Source organism: Acidovorax sp. A1169, from assembly GCF_030704685.1.
Taxonomy (GTDB): Bacteria; Pseudomonadota; Gammaproteobacteria; order Burkholderiales; family Burkholderiaceae_C; genus Acidovorax.
Window position 1 is genome coordinate 102,624 of record NZ_JAUZDX010000012.1, and the last position, 20,541, is coordinate 123,164.

The window sequence follows — 20,541 nt, forward strand, 5'->3', positions numbered from 1 at the left end:
CCCCAGCCTGGGCCGCGCGGATTGATACGATGCATGACGAAACTACCAGCTCCGCAGATCTGTCTGCATGCGCTGGATGATCCAACAAGAACAGCAATGTCCACGACCTCCTACCCCCTGCTGCAGAACGTGAACGACCCGTCGGACCTGCGGGCCCTGTCGCGCGCCGATCTCAAGGCCCTGGCCACCGAGCTGCGCGCCTTCGTGCTCGAAAGCGTGTCGCAGACGGGCGGGCACCTGAGTTCCAACCTGGGCACGGTGGAGCTCACCGTGGCCCTGCACCACGTCTTCAACACGCCGGAAGACCGGCTGGTGTGGGACGTGGGCCACCAGACCTACCCGCACAAGATCCTGACCGGCCGGCGCGAGCGCATGGCCACGCTGCGCCAGATGGGCGGCATCTCGGGCTTTCCGCAGCGCGCCGAAAGCCCTTACGACACCTTTGGCACGGCGCATTCGAGCACCAGCATCTCGGCCGCGCTGGGCATGGCGCTGGCGGCCAAGGTCAAGGGCGAGAACCGCCATGCCGTGGCCATCATCGGTGACGGTGCCATGACGGCCGGCATGGCCTTTGAGGCGCTGAACAACGCCGGCGTGGCCGATGCCAACCTGCTGGTGGTGCTCAACGACAACGACATGAGCATCAGCCCACCCGTGGGCGCGCTCAACCGCTACCTGGCCCAGCTCATGAGCGGCCAGTTCTATGCCGCCGCCAAGAACGTGGGCAAGACCGTGCTGCGCCCGGTGCCGCCCCTGCTGGAACTGGCCAAGCGTTTCGAGCAGCAGGCCAAGGGCATGGTGGTGCCGGCCACGCTGTTCGAGAAGTTCGGCTTCAACTACATCGGGCCCATCGATGGCCACGACCTTGACTCGCTGATCCCGACGCTCGAGAACATCAAGGGCCTCAAGGGCCCGCAGTTCCTGCACGTGGTCACCAAGAAGGGCCAGGGCTACAAGCTGGCCGAGGCCGATCCCGTGGCCTACCATGGCCCGGGCAAGTTCGACCCGGCCGTGGGCCTGGTCAAGAGCACGGCGACCCCCAAGCAGACCTTCACCCAGGTGTTTGGCCAGTGGCTGTGCGACATGGGCGCGCAGGACCAGCGCCTGGTGGGCATCACGCCTGCCATGCGCGAGGGCTCGGGCATGGTGGAGTTCGAAAAGCGCTTTCCCGAGCGCTACTACGACGTGGGCATTGCCGAGCAGCATGCCGTCACCTTTGCGGCCGGCATGGCCTGCGAGGGCTTGAAGCCCGTGGTGGCCATCTACTCGACCTTCCTGCAGCGCGGCTACGACCAGTTGATCCACGACGTGGCGCTGCAGAACCTGCCCGTGGTGTTCGCGCTTGACCGTGCCGGCCTGGTGGGGGCCGATGGCGCCACCCATGCCGGTGCCTACGACATTCCCTTCGTGCGCTGCATCCCCAACATGAGCATGGCCTGCCCGGCCGACGAGCGCGAGTGCCGCCAGTTGCTCAGCACCGCCTTCGGGCAAAGCCACCCTGTGGCCGTGCGCTACCCGCGCGGCAGCGGGGCCGGCGTGGCGCCGCTCGCGGGCCTGGAAGGCCTGCCCTTCGGCAAAGGCGAGATCCGCCGCGAGCGCAAGGCCGCTGATGGGGCGCAGGGCCCGCGCATCGCCATCCTTGCCTTCGGCACGCTGCTGTACCCCGCGCTCGAAGCCGCCGAGGCGCTCGACGCCACGGTGGCCAACATGCGCTGGGCCAAGCCCATCGACGTGGAGTTGCTGCGCGACGTGGCCGAGCGCCACGACGTGCTGGTCACGCTCGAAGAAGGTGCCACCATGGGCGGGGCCGGCAGCGCCGTGACCGAGGCGCTCAACGAGGCTGGTATCGTGCGCCCGGTGCTGCAATTGGGCCTGCCCGATGTGTTCATCGAGCACGGCGACCCGGCCAAGCTGCTGTCGCTGCAGGGGCTGGATGCGGCAGGCATCGAGCGCGCGGTACGCGCCCGCTTCCTGGCCTGAAAGGCTACGGCCTGAGAAGTGCGGCCCTGGGCAGTCCCGCTGCGCGGGTGCTGTCGAAAACCCGCACAGCCGCTGGCGGGGCACCTCCTACAATGCAGGCGCGCTGCATGGATCTGCACGCGCGCCCCTGCGCAGCAGTCGCTGCCGCATCCATCCCCCGCGGAAACAGGAGACCAGCCGTATGCATCGCCGCTCGCTCATCAAGCACACCGGCCTGGCGGGTGTACTGGCCTCTGGCGTCGCGCCGGCCGTGCACGCCCAGGCCACGCTGCGGTGGCGCATTGCATCGAGCTTCCCCAAGTCCTCGGACACCATCTACGGCGGCGCCCAGGTGTTTGCCAAGGCGGTGCGCACCCTGTCGAACGGCAAGTTCGAGATTTCCGTGCACCCCGGTGGCGAGCTGATGCCGCCCTTCGATGTGGTGGATGGCGTGCAGAGCGGTGCGGTGGAGATGTGCCACGCGGTGCCATACTATTTCTACGACAAGAACCCGGCGTTTGCCCTGGGGTGCGCCGTGCCCTTCGGTTTCAACGCGCGCCAGATGAGCGCCTGGATGCTGCACGGCAACGGGCGCCGGCTCATGAACGAGTTCTATGCCGGGTTCAACATCGTGAGCTTTGCCTGTGGCAACACCGGCACGCAGATGGGCGGCTGGTTCCTGCGCGAGGTGAAGACCCCCGCAGACTTCAAGGGCCTCAAGATCCGTGTGGGCGGCGGTTTGGTGGCCGAGGTCATGCAGCGGCTCGGCGCCATTCCCCAGAGTCTTCCAGGCGGCGAGATCTACCAGGCGCTGCAAAAGGGCAGCATCGACGCGGCCGAGTGGATCGGGCCCTACGACGACCAGAAACTGGGCTTCAACAAGGTTGCGCCGTTCTACTACTACCCCGGCTGGTGGGAGGGCGGGCCCGAGGTGGACCTGTTCGTGAACAAGAAGGCCTACGACGCGCTCACGCCCGACTACCGCTTCATCATCGAAGCGGCGGCCTCCTTCGCGCACGCTGACATGCTGGCCCGCTACGACGCGCTCAACCCCAATGCGCTCAAGCAACTGGTGGCCGCCAAGACCAAGGTGCTGCCGTTCTCTTCCGCGATCCTGGACGCGGCGTTCCGCGCATCGATGGAGGCCTTTGCACACAACGACGCCAGGAGCCCTGAGTGGAAGCGGATCTACGCCGACATGCGCAACTTCCAGCGCGACCAGATTCTGTGGTTCCGTTTTGCCGAGTCGCGCTACGACACCTTCATGTCGGCGCAGAAGATCTGACGGGCCAGCCCTGATGGGCCTCGCCTGCCGGGGAGGCTTGGCACTGTTGCTTGCAGAACCCTGAAGCCCTCGTGCGATAGCCGGCATTTCACGGGAAAACCCGCAAATCTGCAGGGGGGCATGTTCCTACAATGATCTCGGCTGAAACCAGTCCTGGGCTTTTCGTGCACAACGCGTGCTGCCCGGGTTTTGCAATCAAATACATTGGAGAGAACCTCATGGATCGTCGCTCAATCATCAAGAATGCCGGCATCGCTGGCGTGCTGGCCGCAGGCATTGCGCCGGCCGTCCACGCACAGGCCGCCATTCGCTGGCGCCTTGCTTCCAGCTTCCCCAAGTCGCTGGACACCATCTACGGCGGTGCCGATGTGTTCTCCAAGGCCGTCAAGGCCATGTCGGGCGGCAAGTTCGAAATCTCCGTGCATGCTGGTGGCGAGCTGATGCCTCCCTTCGGCGTGGTGGATGGCGTGCAGCAGGGCACCGTCGAAATGGCGCACACTGTGCCGTACTACTTCTATGGCAAGAACCCCGCGTTCGCATTGGGTTCGGCCGTGCCGTTCGGCCTGAATGCCCGCCAGATGACCGCCTGGATGATGCACGGCAACGGCCGCACGCTCATGAACGAGTTCTATGCGGGCTACAACATGATCAGCTTTGCTGGTGGCAACACCGGCACCCAGATGGGCGGCTGGTTCCGCAAGGAAATCAAGGCGGCGGCCGACTTCAAGGGCCTGAAGATGCGCCTGGGCGGCGGCCTGATCGGTGAAGTGATGCAGAAGATGGGCGCCGTGCCCCAGAGCATTCCTGGCGGTGAAATCTACCAGGCGCTCGAAAAGGGCACGCTGGATGCCGCCGAGTGGGTGGGTCCTTACGACGACCAGAAGCTGGGCTTCAACAAGGTCGCTCCGTTCTACTACTACCCCGGCTGGTGGGAAGGTGGTCCTGAAGTGGACTTCTACGTCAACCAGAAGGCCTTCGACGGCCTGTCGGCCGAGAACAAGGCCATCGTCGACGCCGCCACGAAGGTGGCCCACGTCGACATGCTGGCCAAGTACGATGCGCTGAACCCCACGGCCCTCAAGCAACTGGTGGCCGCCAAGACCAAGGTGCTGCCTTTCTCGCAACCTATCCTGGAGGCATCGTTCAAGGCCTCGATGGAAGTGTTCGCCGAGAACGACGCCAAGAGCCCCGAGTGGAAGAAGATTTACGCGGACATGCGCTCCTTCCAGCGTGACCAGGTTCTGTGGTTCCGCTTCGCTGAATCGCGTTTCGACACCTTCATGGCTGCCCAGAAGCTCTGAGGCCTGCCCAGGCGTGGCGACGGCAGCCGCTGCCGCGCCATGGCCCGAAAACCCGCCCTTCATTGGCGGGTTTTTTTTCGCCCGCCTTTTGATGCCGAGCAGCGCGATGGCACGTGCAGCCATGGTCTCCGATGGCCTGTCTATCGCGGGAGCTCTGCCCACGAACCCCATGGCGCCAGTTTCCTGCGCATGCCAGTGGCTCGCGCGTGGGGTCAAGTCCCCGAAGCCGCCACCAGCGGCCCATTTTGTTGTGCGCGCTTGTTGTGCGCGCACAAGCAGACAGGCCCAGGTTGGCAGGGCAACGAAGCACGCTGATGCCACGGAGTCGCTGCCCGGGCGCGCCTGGGCAATGAATGCAGGCCGCCAACAAAAAAGCCCCTGCAGGTCCAGAGAGCATGTCTCCATCTGCAGGGGCTGCTGGATGGGGCCGTCATGGTCCCACCCGGTGCTGGTGTATTGCCTACTTCTTGTCGGTGGACATCGAGTCTTGCAGTGCCTTCATCGGGTCATCGGCCCCAGGTGCGGCGTCCGAGGACGGGGCCGCTGGCGCGCTGCCTTCCATGCCTGCCGTCGGGTCCGCAGCGTCAGGTGCGGTTTGCATGGTGGCTTCCATTTCCTGGCGGACCTTGTCGAGGTCATACACGACCTCCTTGTCCAGCCCGCTGGAGACGATGCCCGGGAACGCAATGACCAGGCCCACCATGATCAGCTGGATGATCACGAACGGCACGGCACCCCAGTAGATCTGCATGGTGGTGATCGGCTGGGTCAGCTTGCCGGTCACCTTGTCTATGTACTCCTTGGTCGGCGCCACGCTGCGCAGGTAGAACAGGGCGAAGCCGAAGGGCGGGTGCATGAACGAGGTCTGCATGTTGATGCCCAGCAGCACGCCGAACCAGATCAGGTCGATGCCCAGCTTGTTGGCCACCGGCGCGAGCAGCGGGACCACGATGAACGACAGCTCGAAGAAGTCCAGAAAGAAGGCCAGGAAGAAGATCATGATGTTCACCACGATCAGGAAGCCCAACTGGCCACCCGGCAGGCCGGTGAGCAGGTGCTCCACCCACAGCGGGCCATCGACACCCTGGAAGGTCAGGCCGAAGATGGTGGCGCCCACCAGGATGAACACCACGAAGCACGACAGCTTGGTCGTGGTCTGCATGGCCTGTTTGAGCAGCGTCATGCTCAGGCGGCCGCGCACCAGGGCCATGATGAACGCGCCCAGCGCGCCCATGGCGCCGCCTTCGGTGGGGGTTGCCACACCGAGGAAGATGGTGCCCAGCACCAGGAAGATCAGCAGCAGCGGCGGGATCAGCACGAAGGTCACGCGCTCGGCCACTCGCGAGAGCAGGCCCAGGCGGGTGATCTTGTTGACCATGGCCGCGACGAATGCCAGGGCGACGCCGAAGCACATGGACACCACGATGGTTTCGTCCAGTGCCACGCGCTCCACCGCTTCGCCGGACCACCAGGTGTGCAGCGCGGGCATGTTCTTGGCTACGTACACCGAAGCGGCCGTGCAGACGATGGTCAGCACCGCCAGCGAGGGCAGTCCGTTGTTGCCGTTGTCTTCGCGCAGGGTGCGGGCTTCTGGCGGCAGAGCTGGCACCCAGCTGGGCTTGAAGATCGCGATCAGGATCACGTACACGGCATAGAAACCGCACAGCATCAGGCCAGGGAGGAAGGCGCCCTTGTACATGTCGCCCACGGAACGTCCCAGCTGGTCGGCCAGGATGATGAGCACCAGGGACGGGGGGATGATCTGCGCCAGCGTGCCGGAGGCAGCGATTACCCCGGTGGCCAGCCGCCGGTCATAGCCGTAGCGCATCATGATGGGCAGGGAGATCAGGCCCATCGAAATCACCGAAGCCGCGACCACGCCGGTCGTGGCCGCCAGCAGGGTGCCCACGAAGATGACGGCCAGGGCCAGGCCGCCGCGCACGGGACCGAAGAGCTGGCCAATGGTCTCCAGCAGGTCTTCCGCCATACCGCTTCGCTCCAGTATCAGTCCCATGAGCGTGAAGAACGGAATGGCCAGCAAGGTGTCGTTCTGCATGATGCCGAAGATCCGCAGCGGCACGGCCTGCAGCAGGGCTTCGGGCAGGACGCCCAGCTCCACGCCGATGAAGGCGAAGAACAGGCCGCAGGCCCCCAAGCTGAAGGCCACGGGAAAGCCCATCAGCAGGAAGACGATCAGCCCCGCGAACATGATCGGGGCGAGGTTGTGTATGAGGAATTCCATGATGTGTGTGGTCTCCGCTCAAGCGGCCTTGTCGGCGGTGTTGCCAGAGTTCTTGGCGGCTTCGGACAGGCGGCGGATAGAGTCGGCCAGCTCTTCTTCTGCCGTCTTCTCGGCCTTCTTGTTCGTCGGGTCTTCGATCAGGCCCTGCAGGAAGGCGATGCGCTTGATGAGCTCGGACCAGCCCTGCAGCAGCAGCAGCCCGAAGCCCAGCGGCATCATGAGGTACACAGGCCAGCGCAGGAGGCCACCAGCGTTGTTCGACATTTCGCCCGAGACGAATGCGCGGTAGAAGAACGGAATGCCGTACCAGAGCACGGCCAGGCACATGGGCGTGAGAAAAACGATGAAACCGAAAATGTCGATCAGGATCTGCTTGCGCTTGGACAGGCGGCTGGAGATGACGTCGACCTTGACATGCTCGTTCTGCAACAGCGTATAGCCTGCCGCAAGCAGGAACGAAGCCGCAAACAGGTACCACTGCACTTCGAGGAAGGCATTCGAGCTGACGTTGAACGCCTTGCGCACTATGGCATTGACGCCGCTGATCAAGGTCGAGGCAAGAATGAGCCAGATGACGTATTTGCCGATCTGCGTACTTAGCCAGTCGACCCCCCGTGAAAATTTAAGTAGAGCCTGCATGGTGTCTCCAATAAAAAGGCTGTGCGTAGGAAATGCACGACGCATCCACGGATAGGTGCAGGCATCGTACAAACTGTGACAACGGCGCGATTCTACGGAGCACTTTAATTGGAGCCTGACGGCAGTGTGACGGTGTTATCCCTTGTTGCAGCCTCAATTTGTTGCTATTAAATGTGTAGCAATTAGGGTTTCTTCCTAGGCTAAAAGCAGCGCCAGGCGCGGGAAAAAGGGCTGCCAGGCCCAGTGATGCGTGGGATGAGCTGAGCCCTGCCCCGGCGGGGGGAGCCGGGGTTCATGGCTATCGATGCCATACCTCACACAGTCTCTCGCCCGCTCGGATGGCCGCGCAGGTAGATTGCGAAGCACTGTGTGGCGCAACTTGCGGCGTTCGGTGAGAACTTCGATGGGCGATGTGCCTTGCCCTTTCAGGCAGGAGGCTCAAAATGCCGGCGGCCTCTGGCTGCGCTTGGGCTGGGCAAACTGCCACCAGGGCAGCACGGCGCTCATGGACAGCACCTCGCCGCAGTGCATGGCTGCGTAGCCGGGCAGCGCCGCCATCTGCGCCTGCCATGCCGGGGTCTGCAGCAGGTCGCGCAGTGCCTGGGTGGCCGGCTGCTCCAGTGTCGACTTCAGGCAGGCCAGGTGGTAGCGCTCCTGCACCAGGGGCACGAAGCCCAGCCCCCGGGCATGGGCCGCCAGTTCGATGCCCATGCCCACGTCGGCGGCGCCCGCCGCCACGGCCTGGGCCACGGCCGTGTGCGAGGGCTCATGGCGCTCATAGCCTTGCAGGTCGCCAGGGCCCAGATCCGATTGCGCCAGCAGGTCGTCCAGCAGCACCCGCGTGCCGGTGCCCAGGGGCCGGTTCACGAAGCGCACGCCCTGGCGGGCCACGTCGGCCAGCGTCTGCAAGCCCAGCGGGTTGCCCCGCGCGACGATCAGCCCCTGGGTGCGCTGCGCAAAGCCGATGATCTTGTGGCGCCCCGGCCGCAGCAGGGGTTTGTAGGTGCGGGCGGCCAGCGAATCGGCGGCGGGGGCCTCCCGGGTGTGGAAGCCGGCGATCGTGCAGCGGCCCTCGTTGAGCGCGCGGATCGCGTCCACGCTGCCGGTGAAGCGGATATCGAGGTGCAGCGCGCCGGTTTCGCCCGGCGTGGCCGCATAGGCACGCAGCGCGGCAAGCGCATCGTCATGGCTGGCATACATGGTGAGCACATGCGCGTGTTCGTCGAAGGCCACGGCGAAGGCGCGCTCCAGGTCGGCGTGCAGGGCGGCGATCTGCGGCGCCAGCCGGGCCTGGGCCTGGCGCTCGGCCCAAAGCAGCTTGGCGCCGAACTCGCTGAGCTGGGCGGACTGCCCCTTGCCCCAGATGATGAGTTCGCCCCCCAACTGCTCCTCCCACCGCTTGAGGGCGCCCCACACGTGGCGGTACGACAGCTGCAGCGCGCGCGCCGCGCCGGAGATGGAGCCTTCCTCGGCCACCGCCTGCAGCAGTTCGGGCAGGGGGTTGCGGATCTGGGCGTCGCCCGCATTGCGGCTGAGCGTGTAGTGAAGTTGGACCCTATGCACGGACGTTCATATCGCTGGAGATGGAGGAGGTCCCTACGATAGCCCAAGCATGTCCACCCTGACGCAAAGCGCCGCCACCGCCCTCGAACTCACGCTGTCGGCCGACCCGGCGCTGTGGACCATCGTCGGCCGCTCCCTGTCGGTCAGCGCTACGGCCTGTGCGCTGGCGTGTGCTGCGGGTCTGGTGCTCGGTGCCTGGCTGGGCGTGGCCCGTTTCGCGGGCCGGGGCGCGGTGCTGGCGGTGCTCAACACCCTGCTGGCCGTACCCTCGGTAGTGGTGGGGCTGGTGGTGTACCTGCTGCTCTCGCGCAGCGGCCCGCTCGGTGCCCTGGGCTGGCTGTTCAGCTTCAAGGCCATGGTGCTGGCCCAGGCCATCCTGGTGCTGCCGGTGGTCACCGCGCTCACACGCCAGGTGGTGGAAGACGCCGAACGGGCCCATGGCGAGCAGCTGCGCTCGCTGGGCGCCGGCACGCTGCTGCGCAGCCTGCTGCTGGCCTGGGACGAGCGCTATGCGCTGCTCACCGTGCTCATCGCCTCGTTCGGTCGCGCCATCTCCGAGGTCGGCGCGGTGATGATCGTGGGCGGCAACATCGATGGCTTCACCCGAGTCATGACCACGGCCATCGCGCTGGAAACCAGCAAGGGCGACCTGCCCCTGGCGCTGGCGCTGGGCCTGGTGCTGCTGGGTGTGGTGCTGGCGCTCAACGTGCTGATCGCACTGCTGCGCCGCTGGCGCGAACGTGTGGATGGCGGCACGTCCGACGCCATGGCGGGGGTGGCTGCATGAGGCATCCGGCGCCCCTTCCCATGGCCGTGCCTGTGACTGTGTCTGTGGCCTCCCCGCTGATCGACCTGCACGGCGTGGCCGTGCGCTATGGGCGCGTGCAGGCGCTGGCCGACATCGACCTGCGCATTGCCCCTGGTGAGCGCGTGGCCCTGGTGGGCGCCAATGGCAGTGGCAAGAGCACCCTGCTGCGCGTGCTGCACGGCCTGGTGGCGCCCAGTGCCGGCCAAGTGCAGCGCGATGCCACGCAGCGCCAGGCCATGCTGTTCCAGCGCCCGCACATGCTGCGCACCAGCGCCCAGAACAACGTGGCGCTGGCCCTGTGGCTGCGCGGCACGCGCTGGCGCGATGCGCGGGCCCAGGCGCTGGCGGCACTGCGGCGCGTGGGGCTCGAAGCCATTGCCCTGCAGAACGCGCGCACCCTCTCGGGCGGGCAGCAGCAGCGCGTGGCGCTGGCGCGGGCCTGGGCCCTGCGGCCTGGCGTGCTGCTGCTCGACGAACCCACCGCCAGCCTGGACCCGCATGCCAAGCGCGAAGTCGAGGGCCTGATGGCCGACCTCGCAGCCAGCCCTGCAGATGGCTGCGCGCAGGCCGTGACCATGGTCTTCAGCAGCCACAACCTGGGCCAGGTCAAGCGGCTGGCCAGCCGCGTGGTCTACCTGGAGCAGGGCCGCATCGTGGCCGACCTGCCGGTGCACGAGTTTTTCAACGGCCCCCTGCCGGAGGCCGCGCGTTTGTTCGTCAAAGGAGAAATAGGATGAGACATCACTACAAGACCCCACGCAGCCGCCTGCCGTTCGCGCCCCATGTGGTCGCACTGGCCATCGTCTTCGCGCACGGCGCGGCATTGGCGCAGACCACGATCACCATGGCGTCCACCACGTCCACCGAGCAGTCGGGCCTGTTCGGCTACCTGCTGCCCGAGTTCAAGAAGGCCAGCGGCATCGACGTCAAGGTGGTGGCCCTGGGCACCGGACAGGCCCTGGACATGGCGCGCCGCGGCGATGCCGACCTGCTCTTCGTGCACGACCAGGTGGCCGAGGAAAAATTCGTGGCCGATGGCTGGGGCGTCAAGCGCTACCCGGTGATGTACAACGACTTCGTCCTCATAGGCCCCAAGGCCGACCCGGCGGGAACGCAGGGCAAGGACATCGTCGAGGCCCTGAAGAAGCTGGGCACCGGAAACGTCGCCTTCATCTCGCGCGGCGACAAGAGCGGCACGCACGCCGCCGAGCTGCGTTACTGGAAGCTGGCGGGCGCCGACGCGGCCAAGGGCAGCGGCTACAAGGAATGCGGCTGCGGCATGGGCCCGGCACTGAACATTGCTGCCTCCAGCGGCGCCTACGTGCTGGCCGACCGGGGCACCTGGCTGAACTTCAAGAACCGCGCCGACATGGTGGTGCTGGTGGAGGGAGACACGCGCCTGTTCAACCAGTACGGCGTGATGGTGGTCAACCCGGCCAAGCACCCCCAGGTCAAGGTGCAGGACGCACAGAAGTTCGTGGACTGGGTGGTCTCGCCCGGCGGGCAGGCCAGCATCGCGGGCTACAAGATCGGGGGCGAACAGCTGTTCTTTCCGAACGCCGGTAAGTGATTCAGGTCCACAGGGTGGGCTTGGCCACCATGAGGTAGAACACCACGGCCATGGCCACAAAGGCCGGGTAGCCCAGCGCCTCCCACCAGCGCGCATGGCGCCAGTAGGTGGCGGGCAGGGAATCGCTGCCGGCGTCAAGCGCCTGCTGGGCCAGGGCGCGCATGCGCAACTGCAGCCACACCACGGGCAGCCAGCACAGGCCCGCCAGGGCAAACAGCGCAAGGGATGCGGCGAGCCAGGGGGTGGACAGGGGCAGCCCTGCCATGTGCGCCATGGCCAGCCCCGTGGCAGGCTGGATGAACACCGTGGGCGTGGTGAACCACCAGTCCGCCCGCACCACCAGCCGCGCCACCACGGCCTGGGCCTGCAGGTTGCCGCTGCGGTTGGCAAAAAACATGTAGTAGGCCGAACCCAGGCCCGTGCCCACCAGCAGCACGCTGGAGACGATGTGGATCCATTTCAGGGTCAGGTACAGGCTCATGGATGGGGGGCGTCGCGCAACAGCACGATCAGGATGGCGGCGATCGGCAGGTTCTTGGTCAGCGGGCCGAAGGGGTGCAGCCACCACCCCGGCTCGATGGCGGTGGCCAGCAGGGTCATCGCCACCATCAGCAGCAGCGCGGCGGCATAGGCCGAGCGGCCGGGCCACAGGGCGATCCACAGGCCCACCACGGCATCGGCGGCGGCGCCGGCCAGCACCAGGGCGGTGACGAGCTGCGGGCTGTTGAAGGGCAGGGTGGCCAGCAATTGTCGGCTTTGGCCATCGAGCTCCCAGACGCTGACGACAGCGGTGGCGAGCCAGACGAAGACCAGGCTGTAGCGCAGCAGGCGGTGTTGTGCGTCGCTCACGGGTTGGGGGTCTCTTCCACCACATCCGTCAGCATGCCCCACTTCGCGAACTCGGGGGCGAAGGCCTCCAGGGGCAGCAGGCTGGTGCTGGTGTGGGCACCAATGGGCAGGACGGGTGGAACGACCTGGCCGCGCGCGAGCTGGCGCGCCAGCAGGATGGCGGCCATGCACGGGATCTCGGGGCCGTGGTCGCTGTCTGCGGCAATGTGCCAGGCGCGGTGGCGCACAGCGCCCTCGCCATCGGCACCGGCCACGCGCACCACCATGCCGCCCAGCGGCGTGCCCAAAAAGTCGAAGACCCCGCCGGTGTGGTGCATGAGCCCGGCCAGGCGCTCGGGATGGCGCAGCAGGCCCCAGGCGCGCAGTGCGGCGATGGCGGCAAAGGCCCGCTGGGCCAAGCCCACTTCGAGCGCGGCGCGAAAGCTCACGCGCTGCGTCACCTGGTAGTGGGCGGGCAGCAGCTCCAAGTCGGGGATGTCGCACACCGCTGCCAGGCGTGGGCGCAGGCGCTGGAACTGCACCGGGGTGGGCGCCGCCCAGCCCAGCCGGTTCTGCCAGCGGCCTTGCTCCCACACGGCAATGGCTTCGCCGCAGTAGCTGAGCACGGCTGCCAGCGTGGCCTGGCCGCGCGGCGCGCGCTGGGCGGGGGCGATGCAGATGTCGATGCTGTCGATGCGCTGCCAGCCGGCGCACAGGTGGTCCACCACGGCCGAGGACAGCGCCGGCACCGTGCTGGCCCCGCAGACCGCCGTGCGCCCCGCTGCCGTGAACCGGGCGTGCAGCGCCGCCGGGAAGTCGCAGACGAAGCGGCGCCCATCGGCCAGGTCGATGTAGTGGGCGCCCGCTTCGGCGGCCGCTTCGGCCACCGAATAGCCCTGTGCCTGGAACGGCCCTGCCGTGTGTACCACCAGGCCCACGCCGTGCGCACGCAGTGCCTGGGCCAGGCCGGGCGCGCTGTGGTCCAGCGCGATGCCCTGTGCGCCACCGCCCAGCGTGGCGGCCAATGCCTGGGCGCTGGCGGCACGGCGCCCCGCCACCAGCAGCTGGATGCGCTCGTCACCCGCCAGCGCGCGGCAGATGCGCGCGCCGAAGTTGCCATAGCCCCCCAGTACCAGGGTGGTCAGCGGTGGCGTGCTCATCGGCCGGCCTCCCGGGGCTGCAGCCAGGTGGCCGCCGCCACAGGGGTGTCGCGGGCATCCTGCACATCGGCCGTGGTGCCCAACTGTGCCCGCAGTGCGGCCAGGCGCTGGGGCCATTGGGCTTGGTTCCAGCCAGGCACGTCGGCGGCCGGCATGGGCTTGCAAAAGACATAACCCTGGATGGTGGGCAGGCCGCAGGCCGCCAGGGTCTGCAGCTCGGCCGGGGTCTCGACCCCTTCCACCACCACCGACAGGCCGAACTCGCTGGCCAGCGCCCCCACATGCCGCAGCAGCGACTGGCGCCGCGGGTCCTGGGCCAGCTGGCGCACAAACAGGCGGTCGCACTTGATGCCGGCAATCGGCAGGTCGGCCAGCATGCCCAGCGAGGAATAGCCCGCGCCGAAGTCGTCCATCAGCACGCCCACGCCAATGGCCTGCAGGTGGCGTATGGATTCGAGCATGCGCGGGCCGCTGGCGATCAGCGCGTGCTCGGTCAGCTCCAGCTTGAGGCAGTTGCCGGGCAGGGCATGGCGCGAGAGCTCGGCCTGCAGCCAGGGCGCAAAGTCTTCTTCGAGCAGGGTGGCCGGCGCCACGTTCACGCTGAACTTTGCGCCGGCCATGCCCTCGCTGCGCCATCGGCAGGCCGAGGCCATGGCGTTGGTCAGGATCAGCCGGTCCACCAGGGGGGTCTTGCCCTGCAGTTCGCACACCAGCAGGAAGGCTTCGGGGTGGATGGCTCCGAGCAGGTCGCTGTGTACGCGCAGCAAGGCTTCGAACTGCACCTCGCCACTGTGCAGGTCGGCAATTGGCTGAAAGTGCAGGGCCAGTTGATCAGGCTGCAGCAGCACGGGCAACTGGTCTGCGATCAGCGACAGCTGGATGTCCCCTTCGGGCTGATGCAGCTCGTGGCTGGAGGTGCGCATCAGCGACAGGGCGCGGCGCAGTAGTTGCTGGCGCGCCTGGTCAAAGCGCATGTTGCTCAGTTGCTCGGTGGCGATGGCCATGCCGAACAGCAACACGATCACCAGCAGCGCCACCCCATCGGCCGAGGTCGCGCTGTCGGGCCATGCGAGCGGAAAGGTGTTCACCAGCAGCCAGTGCAGCACCAGGATGGCGGCGCCGGACAGGAGCTTGTCCTGCCACTGCTGGGGAATGTAGACGCGGGTCAGTGCCTTCATCTTGGCGGCCCTGAGGCGTATGGCCGTGTAGGCGGCGATGCCGATGGCCGTGGCCAGGGCCAGCACGATGGCCAGGCCGTTGACCCGAACGTAGCTCGATACATAGCCTTCGGAGATGGTGAAGTGCGCAGCCAGCATGCCCAGCGCCAGCCCGGCCCCCGCCAGAACGATGCGCGCGCGGCTGGTGCTGGTGCTCAGCGTGGGGACCGTGAGCCGCGCACTCAGCGCCATGACGACCAGGCCCGTGAGTGCAGGCACCAGGCCCAGCGCATGGCCGGCGAGCTCCGCATACATGAGCATGCCGACCACATCCAGCGCCCACACGATGCAGCCGATGCACAGGGCGGCTTGCGAAGCGCTGATGCGCCGGCTCGACGGGTCGATGGCAAAGGCCGTGTGCTCCACGAGGCGCTGGCACACGTGCACCACCAGCGAAGCGAAGATCCAGAACAGCAGGCTGTGCAGCAGCGGTGGAAAACCCACCGCGAACACCTGCGCGGTGTCATGCCCGATTGAAAACATTCTGTCCCTTCCCCCCAAATCGTGTGCAGTCATCATACGACCTGCCGATGGCGAGGCCTGGGGGATTGTCTGTGACGAAAGGCCCTCGGAGATCAGTTCACGATGGCAACGCCCTTGACCTGGGCGTACACGCGCTGGCCCGGTGCCAGCGCCAGGGCCTGGGCCGAGCGCAGGGTCACCCGGGCGAGCAGCCGCGTGGGGCCGGCGTCGAGCGCCACCATGCACTGCCCGGGGCTGTCTTCGCTGACCTGCACCACCGTGGCGGGCAGGATGTTGAGGATGCTGGTGTCCACCTGCTCGGCCAGGGTCAGGCTCACATCGCGCGCCTGGATGCGCAGGCGCACCGGCGCACCCGCCGGCCGGGCCGTGGCGCTGGCCAGCAGCAACTGGCCGCCGGCGAACTGCACCGTGGTGATGTGGTCGTGCGCGTCGTGGCGCAGCACCGTACCCTCGACCACCGAGGCAGCCGCATCGCCGTGCGCCAGCGGCAGGTCCAGCCGCACCAGCATGTCTTCGGTGCGCCCACTGGCCAGCACCCGCCCGTCCTGCATCAGCACAATGTGTGCGGCCAGGCGCGCCACCTCGTCGATGGCGTGGCTCACGTACAGCACGGGGATGTCCAGCGCCTGGTGCAGCCGCTCCAGGTAGGGCAGCACCTCGGCCTTGCGCTGCGCGTCCAGCGCGGCCAGGGGCTCATCCATCAGCAGCACGCGCGGGCCCGTGGCCAGGGCCCGCGCCATGGCCACGCGCTGGCGTTCGCCGCCCGAGAGGGCGTGGGGCTTGCGGTCCATCAGGTGGGCGATGCCCAGCAGGTCCACCGTCTGGTCCAGCGCCACGGTGTGCTGCCGCTCCCGGGGCGTGCGCTTGCGGCCATAGTCGATGTTGCCGCGCACGCTCAGGTGCTCGAACAGGCTGGCCTCCTGGAACACATAGCCCAGCGCGCGCTCGTGCGTGGGCCGCCAGATGCGCTGCGCATCGTCCTGCCAGACCTCGCCATTGACCACCACGCGGCCCGGCTGCGCGCGCGCCAGCCCCGCGATGGCGCGCAGGCAGGTGGTCTTGCCGCAGCCCGAGGGGCCGAACAGGGCGCTGACGCCGCGCCCGGGCAGCGTGAGGTCCGCGTCGAGCGTGAAGCCCGGGCGCGAAACGAGCAGGCGCGCGCTGATCTGCTGGGAGGCGCTCATGACACCATGGACGCGCGGCGGCGCGTGAGGTTCAGGCCCAGCAGCACCACGAAGGAGAACAGCACCATGCCGCCCGCCAGCCAGTGCGCCTGCGTGTATTCGAGGGCCTCCACATGGTCATAGATCTGCACCGAGACCACGCGCGTCACGCCGGGGATGTTGCCGCCCAGCATGAGCACCACGCCGAACTCGCCCACCGTGTGCGCAAAGCTCAGGATGGCCGCGGTGATGAACCCTGGGCGCGCCAGCGGCAATGCCACGGTGAAAAAGCGGTCCAGCGGCCCCGCGCCCAGCGTGGCCGCCGCTTCGAGCGGCCGGGTGCCGATGGCCTCGAACGCCGCCTGCAGCGGCTGCACGGCGAACGGCAGCGAATAGATCAGCGAGCCCGCCACCAGGCCCCAGAAGGTGAAGGGCAGGGTGCCCACGCCCAGCCACTGCGTGAACTGCCCGACGGGCCCGCTGGGCCCCATGGTCACCAGCAGGTAAAAACCGATCACCGTGGGCGGCAGCACCAGCGGCAGCGCCACCACGGCCGACACCGGCCCGCGCCAGCGCGAGGGCGTGTGCGCCAGCCACCAGGCCAGCGGCGTGCACAGCACCAGCAGCAATGCCATGGTGGTGCCCGCGAGCCGCAGCGTGAGGCCGATGGCCGCAAGATCGGCGCTGGAAAAGGGCATGGACAGGGGAGAGGGCTCGTGCGGAAACTATTTAGAAACTATATCCGTAAGATTTGATGATGGCTTTCGCCTTATCAGTCTTCAGATATTGCATCAGCGCCGTGGCCGCCGCATTGCTTTTCCCGTTCTCCAGCAGCGCGGCATCCTGGCGGATCGGCCCGTGCATGTCGGCCGGCACCTGCCAGGCCGATCCCTGGCTGATCTTGCCGTCCACCATCACCTGCGACAGGGCCACGAAGCCCAGTTGCGCATTGCCGGTGGCCACGAACTGGTAGGTCTGCGCGATGTTTTCGCCCTGCACGAAGCGTGGCTGCAGCGTGGCCGCCAGCCCGAGCTTGTCCATCACCTGTGTGGCGGCCAGGCCATAGGGCGCGAGCTTGGGGTTGGCAATCGCCAGGTGCTTGAAGTCGCCGGTTTTGAGCACGGCGCCCTTTGCGTCCACGTAGCCCTCCTTGGCGCTCCACAGTACCAGCGTGCCGATGGCATAGGTGAAGCGCGAGTGGGCCACCACCTTGCCCTCGCGTTCGAGCCTGGCCGGCGTGGTGTCGTCGGCCGACAGCAGGATCTGGAACGGCGCGCCGTGGGTGATCTGTGCGTAGAACTTGCCCGTGGCACCGAACGACAGCTCGGCCTTGTGGCCCGTGTCGGCCTCGAACGCCGCGGCGATCTTCTGCATGGGCGCCGTGAAGTTGGCAGCCACGGCCACCGAGACCTGTCCGGCATGGGCGACATGCACCGCGCACAGGGTGAGGGCCATGGCGCCAAAGGCATGGCGCAGAGGGGGCGCAGGCAGGTGCATGGTGGCGGAGGCGCGCATGCGCTATTCATTTATGGAATAGCGAGAGTATAGAAGCATGCCGCATACGCCGCACGCCCCGCATGGCGAAGGGCCTGGCCCGTCTCTGCCGCGTTTGCGTGATGGTGGAAACTGTTTACGATCGCTCCATCGGCCTTTCACCCATGCCCCCTACCTCTCCTGTTTCCTTTGCCGGTGCCCTGTGCCATGACATGGCCGACAAGCGCATCGCCATCCTGCGCGAGATCGGCGCGGGCGGCTCCATCTCGCAGGCCGCGCGCGCCGTGGGCGTGAGCTACAAGGCCGCCTGGCAGGCGCTCGACAGCCTGACCAACCTGGCCGGCACGCCCCTGGTGGACCGCGCCGTGGGCGGTGCCGGCGGCGGCGGCGCGCAATTGACCGATGCCGGCCATCAGCTGCTGGCCGCCGCCGATGCCATGGCCGAAGCGCGCGCCGCTGTGCTGGCCCGCTGGGAGGGCCAAGCAGGCCCTGCGGTGGCGCGCCTGGCGGTGCGCACCAGCATGCGCAACCAGTGGCCCTGCACCGTGCAGCGGCTCGAAATGCTCGGCCAGATCGTGCGCGTGCACCTGGGCCGGACTGCGGACGATGACGGTGCCTTTCTCAGCGCCCGCATCACCCTTGAAAGCGCCGAACTGCTGGGCCTGGCGCCCGGCCTGGTGGTGCAGGCGCTGTGCAAGGCCACGGCGGTGCGGGTGGAGCGCGCCGGGGCCGACCTGCTGCGGGCCGAACCCGGGGTCTGCCGGCTGCCCGCCAAGGCCGTGCGTGTGGTGCGCGGCGAGACGGGCGACGAGGTGTCCGCCGAGCTCACGGGTGGCATCCAGATGGTGGGCTTCGCCGTGCCGGACAGCGGCTTGCGCGGCGGCAGCCGCGTGCTGCTGGTGGTAGAAGACAACGCCGTCGTGATCGCGCTCGCTCAGGGCTGAGCGAACCCTCTTCAGTGCCCCCTGGGCGTGCCCAGTTTGCGGTAGACGGTCGCCCGGCTGATGCCCAGCGCGCGCGCCGCTTCGGCCACATTGCCGCGGGCGTCCTGCACGGCCTGGCGGATCAGCGCGGTTTCGGATTCGCGCAGCGGTGCGCTGGCCGCAGCGTGCCCAGGCGCGGGTGCCAGCAAGGGTGCGAAGCTGGTGCGTTGGCCGGCAGGCCGGGCGGGCAGGGCCAACCCCTGCAGGCGCAGGCCTGACCACAAGGGCATGTCCATCGGCACGGGGCCGCTTCGCTGCTGTTGCAGTGCCGCATCGAACAGCAGCGGCCAGGGCAGGGCCAGCAGATCCCCCGCGTGGGGCCGCGTGTCCGGCGCGCGCAGTGGCTGCGGCACCAGCTGGCGTGCCGTGCGGTTGGTGCCCACCACATAGCCATCGGCGTCCAGCAGCATCAGGCCATCGCCTTCGCCGCCCAGCGTGCTGCCGGGCCAGTTCAGGCGCAGCAGCAGGGCATGGGGTTGCTGCAGCAGCAGCGCGTCCTCGATGGCGCGGGCCGAGCGGTCCACCAGGTGGCGCAGCTCGGGCCGCTCGGGCACGTCCACACCGGTCAGGTCGAGCATGCCGATGCACTGGCCGTGCGGGTCGAACAGTGGGGCGCCGGCACAGCTGTAGCTGGTGTTGTCGTTGAAGAAGTGCTCGCCCCGGTGCAGCCACACGGGCTGCAGCTCGGCCAGGGCTGCGCCGATGGCGGTGGTGCCCACGGCCGCCTCCGACAGGTCGATGCCCACGCGCCCGATGGCATGCACCCGTGCGTCGCCGTGGTCGATGGCGCCCTGCACGTCCACCGCGACGCCGCGCGCATCGGTGAGCACCGCGAAGTAGTGCATGCCGGCGATGGCACGGGTGAGATGGGCCAGCACCGGCCGCGCCGCCTGCAGCAGATGGCGGTGCTGCTCTGCCACGCTGCGCAGCATGGCGGCGCTCACCAGGTCGAACGCCACGCGCTGGCCGGGTGCATGCCCTTGCGCCAGGCAGCGCTGCCAGGAGCGCACGATCCAGGGCTCGATGCCCAGCGCCGTCGGCACCTGGCCCTGGCTGAGCAGGGCGGTGCGGGCGCGGTCGATCATGTCCTGGCGCTCGTCTGGCGATGATGGCGTGGCGACAGCTGCGGACAGCATGGCGGGCTCCCGTGGGGTGGCGGGCCGGTGCACCCACTGCGGGGTGCTTCGGTGTGCAGTGCGCATGATGCGCGGGCGGTGCACTGCAACATGTTTCATTTTGAGAATATCCGCGGCCGGGCGCCACCGATCTAGGGTTGACCCTAGGAATCCGCCACCGCGCCCGGCCCAAGATGCGGCTTGCAGATCCAGCCAACACCCTCCGAGGAGACAGCCAGATGCAAGTCCAGTTCACCGTCAATGGCCGCGCGGCCAGCGTTGACGTTCCCCCCAACACCCTGCTGGTCCACGCGCTGCGGGAGCACCTGCTGCTCACCGGCACGCACGTGGGCTGCGACACCAGCCAGTGCGGCGCGTGCACGGTGCACGTCAACGGCCGGGCCGTCAAGTCTTGCGCCATGCTGGCCGTGCAGGCCCAGGGCGCCGAGGTGCAGACCATCGAGGGGCTGGCCGCGCCCGACGGCACCATGCACCCCATGCAGGCGGCCTTCAAGGAGTGCCACGGCCTGCAGTGCGGCTTTTGCACGCCGGGCATGGTGATGAGCGCGGTGGACCTGTGCAAGAACCACCCCCAGGCCAGCGAGGGTGAGATCCGCGAGCTGCTGGAGGGCAACATCTGCCGCTGCACCGGCTACCAGAACATCGTGCGCGCAGTGCAGCATGGCCAAAAAGCCATGGCCTCCGCCTGAGTCACGTCCCTCATTCCATCA

Annotated in this window: 19 protein-coding genes; 8 read left to right on the forward strand and 11 right to left on the reverse strand. The window is 67.7% G+C overall.

What is annotated here, in order from left to right; genetic code table 11:
• The first annotated feature begins 96 nt into the window (after positions 1-96).
• From dxs to QYL93_RS19540, 3 genes are all read left to right on the forward strand, one after another.
• Positions 97-1,980: a 1-deoxy-D-xylulose-5-phosphate synthase gene (gene dxs, locus QYL93_RS19530; protein ID WP_305745201.1), complete on the forward strand. Its 1,884-nt coding sequence runs from the start codon at positions 97-99 to the stop codon at positions 1,978-1,980.
• 181 nt (positions 1,981-2,161) lie between these two features.
• Positions 2,162-3,244 (forward strand): TRAP transporter substrate-binding protein, encoded by a 1,083-nt coding sequence (locus tag QYL93_RS19535; RefSeq protein WP_305745202.1) that lies wholly within the window; start codon positions 2,162-2,164, stop codon positions 3,242-3,244.
• Between the two features lie 218 nt (positions 3,245-3,462).
• Positions 3,463-4,545, forward strand: coding sequence for a TRAP transporter substrate-binding protein (locus QYL93_RS19540; protein WP_305745203.1), 1,083 nt, complete (start codon positions 3,463-3,465; stop codon positions 4,543-4,545).
• Positions 4,546-5,005: 460 nt separating this feature from the next.
• Here the strand turns inward: QYL93_RS19540 and QYL93_RS19545 are convergent, their stop codons facing one another.
• The 3 genes from QYL93_RS19545 to QYL93_RS19555 form a co-directional block, all read right to left on the reverse strand.
• A complete protein-coding gene (locus tag QYL93_RS19545; RefSeq protein ID WP_305745204.1) occupies positions 5,006-6,787 on the reverse strand; it encodes a TRAP transporter large permease subunit in 1,782 nt (593 codons plus the stop codon).
• Positions 6,788-6,805: 18 nt separating this feature from the next.
• On the reverse strand, positions 6,806-7,426 hold the full coding sequence (locus QYL93_RS19550; RefSeq protein ID WP_305745205.1) for a TRAP transporter small permease subunit: 621 nt from the start codon (positions 7,424-7,426) through the stop codon (positions 6,806-6,808).
• A 438-nt stretch (positions 7,427-7,864) separates the two neighbouring features.
• Positions 7,865-8,989, reverse strand: coding sequence for a substrate-binding domain-containing protein (locus tag QYL93_RS19555; RefSeq protein WP_305745206.1), 1,125 nt, complete (start codon positions 8,987-8,989; stop codon positions 7,865-7,867).
• Positions 8,990-9,038: 49 nt separating this feature from the next.
• Here QYL93_RS19555 and QYL93_RS19560 point away from each other — a divergent pair, with 49 nt between their 5' ends.
• Genes QYL93_RS19560 through QYL93_RS19570 form a run of 3 tightly spaced genes read left to right on the forward strand, consistent with a single transcriptional unit; the run spans position 9,039 to position 11,367 of the window.
• Positions 9,039-9,776 carry an ABC transporter permease gene (locus QYL93_RS19560; protein WP_305745207.1) on the forward strand — a complete coding sequence of 246 codons (738 nt, stop codon included), beginning with the start codon at positions 9,039-9,041 and terminating at the stop codon, positions 9,774-9,776.
• 20 nt (positions 9,777-9,796) lie between these two features.
• Positions 9,797-10,534 carry a phosphate ABC transporter ATP-binding protein gene (locus QYL93_RS19565; RefSeq protein ID WP_305745208.1) on the forward strand — a complete coding sequence of 246 codons (738 nt, stop codon included), beginning with the start codon at positions 9,797-9,799 and terminating at the stop codon, positions 10,532-10,534.
• Complete coding sequence (locus QYL93_RS19570; RefSeq protein ID WP_305745209.1) at positions 10,531-11,367, forward strand: extracellular solute-binding protein; 837 nt, start codon at positions 10,531-10,533, stop codon at positions 11,365-11,367. Before QYL93_RS19565 ends, QYL93_RS19570 begins: the two co-directional genes overlap by 4 nt.
• Position 11,368: 1 nt before the next feature.
• Here the strand turns inward: QYL93_RS19570 and QYL93_RS19575 are convergent, their stop codons facing one another.
• The 7 genes from QYL93_RS19575 to modA form a co-directional block, all read right to left on the reverse strand.
• A complete protein-coding gene (locus QYL93_RS19575; RefSeq protein WP_305745210.1) occupies positions 11,369-11,848 on the reverse strand; it encodes a DUF2269 domain-containing protein in 480 nt (159 codons plus the stop codon).
• Entirely contained in the window at positions 11,845-12,216 is a 372-nt protein-coding gene (locus tag QYL93_RS19580) for a DoxX-like family protein (RefSeq protein WP_305745211.1), read from the reverse strand. Before QYL93_RS19580 ends, QYL93_RS19575 begins: the two co-directional genes overlap by 4 nt.
• Positions 12,213-13,355, reverse strand: a complete 1,143-nt coding sequence (locus QYL93_RS19585) for a saccharopine dehydrogenase NADP-binding domain-containing protein (protein WP_305745212.1) — start codon at positions 13,353-13,355, stop codon at positions 12,213-12,215. Before QYL93_RS19585 ends, QYL93_RS19580 begins: the two co-directional genes overlap by 4 nt.
• Complete coding sequence (locus QYL93_RS19590; protein WP_305745213.1) at positions 13,352-15,055, reverse strand: EAL domain-containing protein; 1,704 nt, start codon at positions 15,053-15,055, stop codon at positions 13,352-13,354. The genes QYL93_RS19585 and QYL93_RS19590 overlap by 4 nt, the downstream gene beginning before the upstream one ends.
• Before the next feature lie 92 nt (positions 15,056-15,147).
• Positions 15,148-16,239, reverse strand: coding sequence for a molybdenum ABC transporter ATP-binding protein (modC, locus tag QYL93_RS19595; protein WP_305745214.1), 1,092 nt, complete (start codon positions 16,237-16,239; stop codon positions 15,148-15,150).
• Positions 16,236-16,916 (reverse strand): molybdate ABC transporter permease subunit, encoded by a 681-nt coding sequence (gene modB / locus QYL93_RS19600; RefSeq protein WP_305745215.1) that lies wholly within the window; start codon positions 16,914-16,916, stop codon positions 16,236-16,238. Before modB ends, modC begins: the two co-directional genes overlap by 4 nt.
• Positions 16,917-16,947: 31 nt before the next feature.
• Complete coding sequence (gene modA, locus QYL93_RS19605) at positions 16,948-17,673, reverse strand: molybdate ABC transporter substrate-binding protein (protein WP_305745274.1); 726 nt, start codon at positions 17,671-17,673, stop codon at positions 16,948-16,950.
• A gap of 203 nt (positions 17,674-17,876) precedes the next feature.
• Here modA and QYL93_RS19610 point away from each other — a divergent pair, with 203 nt between their 5' ends.
• A complete protein-coding gene (locus QYL93_RS19610) occupies positions 17,877-18,656 on the forward strand; it encodes a TOBE domain-containing protein (RefSeq protein WP_305745216.1) in 780 nt (259 codons plus the stop codon).
• Between the two features lie 11 nt (positions 18,657-18,667).
• Here the strand turns inward: QYL93_RS19610 and QYL93_RS19615 are convergent, their stop codons facing one another.
• Entirely contained in the window at positions 18,668-19,831 is a 1,164-nt protein-coding gene (locus QYL93_RS19615; RefSeq protein WP_305745217.1) for a helix-turn-helix domain-containing protein, read from the reverse strand.
• A 218-nt stretch (positions 19,832-20,049) separates the two neighbouring features.
• On the opposite strand from QYL93_RS19615, the gene QYL93_RS19620 reads away from it, so the two are divergent.
• On the forward strand, positions 20,050-20,520 hold the full coding sequence (locus tag QYL93_RS19620; protein ID WP_057201248.1) for a (2Fe-2S)-binding protein: 471 nt from the start codon (positions 20,050-20,052) through the stop codon (positions 20,518-20,520).
• Positions 20,521-20,541 lie beyond the last annotated feature (21 nt).

Coding starts and splice junctions, on each gene's coding strand:
- modB (WP_305745215.1), bottom strand. CDS start 16,916: ATGCCCTTTTCCAGCGCCGATCTTGCGGCCATCGGCCTCACGCTGCGG.
- QYL93_RS19545 (WP_305745204.1), bottom strand. CDS start 6,787: ATGGAATTCCTCATACACAACCTCGCCCCGATCATGTTCGCGGGGCTG.
- dxs (WP_305745201.1), top strand. CDS start 97: ATGTCCACGACCTCCTACCCCCTGCTGCAGAACGTGAACGACCCGTCG.
- QYL93_RS19615 (WP_305745217.1), bottom strand. CDS start 19,831: ATGCTGTCCGCAGCTGTCGCCACGCCATCATCGCCAGACGAGCGCCAG.
- QYL93_RS19585 (WP_305745212.1), bottom strand. CDS start 13,355: ATGAGCACGCCACCGCTGACCACCCTGGTACTGGGGGGCTATGGCAAC.
- modC (WP_305745214.1), bottom strand. CDS start 16,239: ATGAGCGCCTCCCAGCAGATCAGCGCGCGCCTGCTCGTTTCGCGCCCG.
- QYL93_RS19570 (WP_305745209.1), top strand. CDS start 10,531: ATGAGACATCACTACAAGACCCCACGCAGCCGCCTGCCGTTCGCGCCC.
- QYL93_RS19575 (WP_305745210.1), bottom strand. CDS start 11,848: ATGAGCCTGTACCTGACCCTGAAATGGATCCACATCGTCTCCAGCGTG.
- QYL93_RS19540 (WP_305745203.1), top strand. CDS start 3,463: ATGGATCGTCGCTCAATCATCAAGAATGCCGGCATCGCTGGCGTGCTG.
- QYL93_RS19565 (WP_305745208.1), top strand. CDS start 9,797: ATGGCCGTGCCTGTGACTGTGTCTGTGGCCTCCCCGCTGATCGACCTG.
- QYL93_RS19550 (WP_305745205.1), bottom strand. CDS start 7,426: ATGCAGGCTCTACTTAAATTTTCACGGGGGGTCGACTGGCTAAGTACG.
- QYL93_RS19610 (WP_305745216.1), top strand. CDS start 17,877: ATGCCCCCTACCTCTCCTGTTTCCTTTGCCGGTGCCCTGTGCCATGAC.
- QYL93_RS19620 (WP_057201248.1), top strand. CDS start 20,050: ATGCAAGTCCAGTTCACCGTCAATGGCCGCGCGGCCAGCGTTGACGTT.
- QYL93_RS19590 (WP_305745213.1), bottom strand. CDS start 15,055: ATGTTTTCAATCGGGCATGACACCGCGCAGGTGTTCGCGGTGGGTTTT.
- QYL93_RS19560 (WP_305745207.1), top strand. CDS start 9,039: ATGTCCACCCTGACGCAAAGCGCCGCCACCGCCCTCGAACTCACGCTG.
- modA (WP_305745274.1), bottom strand. CDS start 17,673: ATGGCCCTCACCCTGTGCGCGGTGCATGTCGCCCATGCCGGACAGGTC.
- QYL93_RS19535 (WP_305745202.1), top strand. CDS start 2,162: ATGCATCGCCGCTCGCTCATCAAGCACACCGGCCTGGCGGGTGTACTG.